This is a genomic window from Phaeobacter sp. HF9A, from assembly GCF_011806385.1.
Classification (GTDB): Bacteria; Pseudomonadota; Alphaproteobacteria; order Rhodobacterales; family Rhodobacteraceae; genus Epibacterium.
This window is the reverse complement of record NZ_JAATOX010000192.1, coordinates 1-4736: the sequence shown is the minus strand read 5'-3', so window position 1 is coordinate 4736 and position 4736 is coordinate 1. Positions and strand designations below refer to the sequence as shown.

Here is a 4736-nt window from a genome sequence, read left to right as displayed (position 1 = left end):
ACCGCGCGGGTCGCTTCGGGCAAAGCCCGAAGCGAAACATCTCTTTCTTCACGTGCTAGCGGTTTTGAACCTTCTGCCAGAGAAAAATCAGCAGCAGCGCACCGAGTATCGCACCGACAAGCCCCGCCATCATGCCCATCACCGCCAAAAGTGTGCGCAGCACGAAGCCGCCAACCACGGCGCCCGCGATCCCGATCACGATGGTGGTCAAAACATCCGCTTCAACACGCATGATCCGGGTGGCGATGAAGCCCGCCGCTGCGCCGATGATGATCAGAAATACAATCGGCATATGAACCCCTTTTTCTGTTGTTCCATCTGACGCGCTGAAAGGGCCCCCCCCGGAGCTGCGCCACCAGGAATAGATGCAACCGCCGCTATCGCCGCCAATGGAATGGCACGATAATCAACGCGCCGATGGAGGACAGGATGGCATTCCAGCCCGGAGCGTGAAACCCGATGCCAAACATCAGCCGCAGAAAGAAGAACAGGAACGCGCCGCCAATACAAATGATGATCGACGGCAGGATGCCATTCTGCGTAAAGCCGCTGCGTTCCGCCGCGTAGCCGGTGATCCCTGCGATCACCACGGTGCCCATCAAAGCCAGAAACATCTAGTCGGCCTCCGGCGCTGTGCCGAGCCGCGTGCCCTTCGGGATCGCAAAGCCAAGCAAGAACGTCTCGCGGTCCTGCGCGCCCTTGCCGGCGCGTTGCAGGCGCAGAAGCTCCACCGCGCCGGAACCACAGGCGACACAGAGCGTCTCGGTCAGGACTTCGCCCGGCTGCCCCGTGACCCCGGGCGCCAGCCGGGAAGCGAGGAGCTTCACCCGCTGGCCTTCGACCTCGCACCAGGCGCCCGGAAAGGGCGAGAGGGCGCGGATCTTGCGGTCGACCTCGGTGGCTGGGGCGGTCCAGTCGATCTGCGCCTCGGATTTTTCGATCTTGGCGGCATAGGTGACGCCAGCCTCGGGCTGCGCCTCGGGGTGCAGATCGGGGAGCGCGGCGAGCGCTTGGACAATCAGTTCCGCGCCCATCTGAGAGAGGCGGTCGTGCAGCGTTGCGGTGGTCTCCTCGGCGCCGATCTCGGTTTCCCTGCGCAGCAGCACCGGGCCGGTGTCCAGCCCCGCCTCCATCTGCATGATGCAAATCCCGGTTGTGGCATCGCCCGCCATGATCGCGCGGTGGATCGGCGCGGCCCCGCGCCAGCGCGGCAGAAGGCTGGCGTGGATATTGAGGCAGCCATGTTTGGGCGCATCCAGAACGGCCTGAGGCAGGATCAGACCATAGGCGACGACCACGGCGACATCGGCCTTGAGCGCGGCGAAATCCGCCTGGTCCTGAGCGCTCTTGAGTGAGGTCGGATGGCGCACTTCCAGCCCCATCTCGCGGGCGCGCGCCTCGACCGGGGTTGGGCGGTCCTTCTTGCCGCGCCCGGCGGGGCGCGGCGGTTGGCAATAGACGGCGGCGATCTCATGTCCGGCGGCCAGCAACCCATCCAGAACCGGGACCGAAAACTCCGGTGTGCCCATAAAAACTACCCGCATCGCGCCGTTCCTCTTGCCGTGAGCCTATGGGACAGAGGCTTAGCGCATGGGCGGCGCGAGAACCAGAGCGGACGCGCGCAAGCGCGCGACGGGATAAGCCTGCCCGGGGGCAGGCCGGTGCCTCCGGCGGGGATATTTTGGAAAAGATGAACGCCTCGGGTCAGCCGCGCAGTTTTTGTGCTTTCTTGATCAGCATGTCGCGCTTCACCCGGGAAAGGTGGTCGAAATACATCTTGCCGTTCAGATGGTCGATCTGATGCTGCACCGAAGTGGCCTCGATTCCGACGAAATCACGCCGGTCGACCACGCCCTCTTCGTTGATGAAGCGCACGGTGACCGCGCGCGGGCGTTTGATCCTGGCCGAGACGCCGGGCAGGTTCGGGCTGGCTTCTTCATGTTCGCGCAGCTCGATCGAGGCATGCAGGATTTCCGGGTTGGCCAGTCGCACGGCGCGGCCGCGCTCGGTGGAGCCATCCACCACCGCGAGGCGCAGCATCACGCCGATCTGGGTCGCGGCAAGGCCGACGCCCGGCATCGCCTCCATCGTGTCGATCATGTCATTCCAGATCGCGCGGATGTCCTCGGTTACCTCGGTCACATCCTGTGCCTTGGTGCGCAGGCGCTTGTCGGGCCAGGGCAGGCAGGGGCGAATGGTCATGGGGTGATCCTCGGCGTCAGGAGAAAGGGCGGCTGGTTCAGCCGTTGCCGCGCGCGCGGTCGCGCTTGAGCTTTTGCATCTTGCGGGTGATCATCTGCCGCTTCATCGGTTTCAGATAGTCGATGAACAGCTTGCCATCCAGATGGTCGATTTCATGTTGCACGCAGGTCGCCCAAAGCCCGTCAAAGGTATCTGAGCGCAGATTGCCGTCGCGATCCATCCATTCCACATCCACCACCTTTGGGCGGGTGACCTCGGCGTATTGTTCGGGGATCGACAGGCAGCCTTCCTCATAGACGTTGGTGTCATCCGAGGCGGCAAGCACACGCGGGTTGAACATCACCAGCGGGCGCGGTTCGCCCTCGCCTTCGCGCACACAATCCAGCACGATCAAACGGTCGAGCACGCCGATCTGCGGCGCGGCCAGGCCGATGCCAGGGGCGGCATACATGGTTTCCAGCATATCGTCGGCAAGCGCGCGCAGATCATCCGAGAGCTCCGGGACATCTAGGGCGGTCTTTTTCAGACGCGGGTCGGGATGGATCAGGATCTGACGTTTCATGCGGCTGATTTAGGCCAATCGCGTCAATCCTGCAACGTCTCATGCGTGCCTTTGACACAGGCAATCGCAGGTTTCTGTTTGTATCGGAACACTGGCGAGGCTTTGCAGTTCCGGCCAGATCCCCTAGCGTCGCGCCAAACTGACGGAGACTGCACATCATGAATTTCGACAAGATCATTGACCGCCGCGACACGCATAGCACCAAATGGGATTTGATGGAGCCGCTCTATGGTGTCTCGCCCGACGACGGGCTGGCAATGTGGGTGGCCGATACGGATTTCGCGGCCCCCGAGGCGGTCACCGCCAAGATGCGCGAGATGGCCGATCACGGCATCTATGGCTATGTCAACAGCGAGGCGCCCTATAAGGCGGCGATCCAGTGGTGGATGCAGAACCGCCATGGCTGGAGCGTGGATCAGGACGCGATTTTTACCACCACCGGGCTGGTGAACGGGGTTGGCCTCTGTCTCGACAGCTTTACCCAGCCAGGCGACGGCGTGGTGCTGTTCACCCCGGTCTATCACAGCTTTGCCAAGGTCATTCGCCTTGCGGGACGTGAGGTTGTGGAATGCCCGCTGGTGCAGGAAGATGGGCTCTTCAAGATGGATTTTGCCGCCTATGACGCGCAGATGACCGGCAAGGAAAAGATGGTCATTCTCTGCTCGCCGCATAACCCCGGCGGACGCGTCTGGACGCAGGCGGAGCTGACGGAGGTCGCCGCTTTCTGCAAGCGGCATGATCTGCTCCTGATCTCGGACGAGGTTCACCATGATCTGGTCTATGCCGGCCACAGGCATATCCCGATGGCCAATGCGGCGCCGGAAATCAGCGATCGGTTGATCATGCTGACCGCGCCGTCAAAGACATTTAATATTGCCGGGCTGCATTCTGGTCAGGTCATCATCGCGGATGAGGCCCTGCGCGAGCGGTTCCGCCGCCGGATGATGGCGCTGGCGCTGCAAGGCAATTCGGCCGGGGAATTCGCAACCATCGCCGCCTACTCGCCCGATGGGGCCGCCTATGTGGATGCGCTGGTGCCGTATCTGGCCGCCAATAAGGCGCTCTTTGACGAGGCGGTGAATGCCATCCCGGGGCTGAAGTCTATGGAGCTGCAAGCCACCTATCTGGCCTGGGTGGATTTTTCCGACACCGGCATGGAGCAGGCGGAATTCACCCGTCGGGTGGAGCAAGGCGCCAATATCGCGGTGAACCACGGCGATACCTTTGGCAGCGGTGGCGAAAGCTTCCTGCGGTTTAACCTTGGCACCCAGCGGGCGCGGGTGGAAGAGGCCTGTGAACGGCTGGCCAAGGCGTTTTCTGACCTGCAATGACGCGGCTGCCGCGGGGGGCGGGTCTGGTTCTGGCGGCAGGTCTTGTCGTGGCGCTGGTCCTCTGGGCGCTGCTGTGGGGCGCGCGCCCGCCAGCGCCGGAGGCGTTGCCTGCGGGCACGACACTGGATCTGCTGCGGATCGACAAATCAGACCGGATGTTGACGGGCTTTGTCGGGGAGGTCCCTGTGCTGCGGATGGGAATCGCCTTGGGCTTTGCCCCGGAAGGCGACAAGCGGCGCGAAGGGGACGGCAAGACCCCCGAGGGGCGGTTTCACATTGATCGGCGCAATGAAAACAGCGCCTATCACCTGTCGCTGGGGATAGATTACCCGCGCGCCGAAGATCGTGCCCGCGCCGCGGCCGAAGGGGTTGATCCCGGGGGTGACATCTTCATCCACGGCCAGCCCAACGCCCTGCCGGACGCTTTGGCCCTGCCCGGAGACTGGACCGCAGGATGCATCGCCGTGAGCAATGCGCAGATGCGACAGCTTTGGGAGCTTGTCCCGATTGGCACCCCGGTTGAGATCTTTCCCTGATCACGCAGTGCCCCCCTTCCTCAAGCAGGTCAATTCATGCCTCAAGAGATGTTTCGCTTTGGGCTTTGCCCAAAGCGACCGGCGCCGCGCGCGCCCCTTCGGGGC

7 protein-coding genes are annotated in these 4736 nt (G+C 63.2%); 2 read left to right on the top strand and 5 right to left on the bottom strand.

The annotated features are described in order from the left end of the window. Window positions 1-55: 55 nt before the first annotated feature. The 5 genes from HCZ87_RS19830 to def (HCZ87_RS19810) all read right to left on the bottom strand — a co-directional run bounded on the left by HCZ87_RS19830 (window position 56) and on the right by def (HCZ87_RS19810) (window position 2764). Window positions 56-292 carry a GlsB/YeaQ/YmgE family stress response membrane protein gene (locus HCZ87_RS19830; RefSeq protein WP_167646708.1) on the bottom strand — a complete coding sequence of 79 codons (237 nt, stop codon included), beginning with the start codon at window positions 290-292 and terminating at the stop codon, window positions 56-58. A gap of 85 nt (window positions 293-377) precedes the next feature. Further along, window positions 378-614, bottom strand: coding sequence for a hypothetical protein (locus tag HCZ87_RS19825; RefSeq protein WP_167646706.1), 237 nt, complete (start codon window positions 612-614; stop codon window positions 378-380). Next, entirely contained in the window at window positions 615-1544 is a 930-nt protein-coding gene (fmt, locus tag HCZ87_RS19820) for a methionyl-tRNA formyltransferase (protein WP_167646704.1), read from the bottom strand. Between the two features lie 160 nt (window positions 1545-1704). Then, window positions 1705-2202, bottom strand: coding sequence for a peptide deformylase (gene def / locus HCZ87_RS19815; RefSeq protein ID WP_167646702.1), 498 nt, complete (start codon window positions 2200-2202; stop codon window positions 1705-1707). 37 nt (window positions 2203-2239) lie between these two features. Then, complete coding sequence (def, locus tag HCZ87_RS19810; protein WP_167646700.1) at window positions 2240-2764, bottom strand: peptide deformylase; 525 nt, start codon at window positions 2762-2764, stop codon at window positions 2240-2242. A gap of 158 nt (window positions 2765-2922) precedes the next feature. On the opposite strand from def (HCZ87_RS19810), the gene HCZ87_RS19805 reads away from it, so the two are divergent. Both HCZ87_RS19805 and HCZ87_RS19800 read left to right on the top strand, forming a co-directional pair. Then, complete coding sequence (locus HCZ87_RS19805) at window positions 2923-4095, top strand: MalY/PatB family protein (RefSeq protein ID WP_167646698.1); 1173 nt, start codon at window positions 2923-2925, stop codon at window positions 4093-4095. Continuing rightward, window positions 4092-4631 (top strand): murein L,D-transpeptidase family protein, encoded by a 540-nt coding sequence (locus HCZ87_RS19800; protein WP_167646696.1) that lies wholly within the window; start codon window positions 4092-4094, stop codon window positions 4629-4631. Before HCZ87_RS19805 ends, HCZ87_RS19800 begins: the two co-directional genes overlap by 4 nt. Window positions 4632-4736 lie beyond the last annotated feature (105 nt).